The sequence below is a fragment of the Lutibacter litoralis genome, assembly GCF_014646675.1.
GTDB lineage: Bacteria > Bacteroidota > Bacteroidia > Flavobacteriales > Flavobacteriaceae > Lutibacter > Lutibacter litoralis.
In genome coordinates this window covers 323-1,545 of the sequence record NZ_BMNS01000020.1, presented here as the reverse complement: position 1 = coordinate 1,545, position 1,223 = coordinate 323, and the positions used below count along the sequence as shown (strand labels likewise).

General features: G+C 51.5%; 1 rRNA gene (cut by a window edge). It reads right to left on the bottom strand.

The window, feature by feature from the left end:
* Nucleotides 1-1,223: ribosomal RNA gene (locus IEW75_RS15640) — 23S ribosomal RNA — on the bottom strand; its annotated part runs 306 nt beyond the window's last position; the annotation flags it as partial.

Genomic DNA, 1,223 nt, shown 5'->3' with positions numbered 1-1,223 from the left:
GTCTCAGCCTTAAAAAGAGCCGGATTTACCTAACTCTTAAGCCTACGCACTTGAACCTGGACAACCGTCGCCAGGCCCACCTAGCCTTCTCCGTCCCCCCATCGCAATTGTAAGAAGTACGGGAATATTAACCCGTTTCCCATCGACTACGCCTTTCGGCCTCGCCTTAGGGGTCGACTTACCCTGCCCCGATTAACGTTGGACAGGAACCCTTGGTCTTCCGGCGAGGAGGTTTTTCACCCCCTTTATCGTTACTCATGTCAGCATTCGCACTTCTGATACGTCCAGCATGCGTTACCACACACCTTCAACCGCTTACAGAACGCTCCCCTACCCAATGTGCAAAAGCACATTGCCGCAGCTTCGGTTTACTACTTAGCCCCGTTACATCTTCCGCGCAGGCCGACTCGACCAGTGAGCTATTACGCTTTCTTTAAATGATGGCTGCTTCTAAGCCAACATCCTGGCTGTCTGAGCCTTCCCACATCGTTTCCCACTTAGTAGTAATTTGGGACCTTAGCTGGCGGTCTGGGTTGTTTCCCTCTCCACGACGGACGTTAGCACCCGCCGTGTGTCTCCCGGATAGTACTTACTGGTATTCGGAGTTTGCAAAGGGTTGGTAAGTCGGGATGACCCCCTAGCCTTAACAGTGCTCTACCCCCAGTAGTATTCGTCCGAGGCGCTACCTAAATAGCTTTCGGGGAGAACCAGCTATCTCCAGGTTTGATTGGCCTTTCACCCCTAGCCACAAGTCATCCGCTAATTTTTCAACATTAGTCGGTTCGGTCCTCCAGTTGATGTTACTCAACCTTCAACCTGCCCATGGCTAGATCACCTGGTTTCGGGTCTATATCCAGAGACTGAACGCCCAGTTAAGACTCGGTTTCCCTACGGCTCCCCTAGATGGTTAACCTTGCCACTGAATATAAGTCGCTGACCCATTATACAAAAGGTACGCAGTCACAGGACAAAGCCTGCTCCTACTGCTTGTACGTACACGGTTTCAGGTTCTATTTCACTCCCCTCACAGGGGTTCTTTTCGCCTTTCCCTCACGGTACTGGTTCACTATCGGTCAGTCAGTAGTATTTAGCCTTGGAGGATGGTCCCCCCATATTCAGACAGGATATCACGTGTCCCGCCCTACTCGATTTCACTGAACACACGTCGTCAACTACGGGACTATCACCCTGTATCGTCGGACTTTCCAGACCGTTCGTCTAAC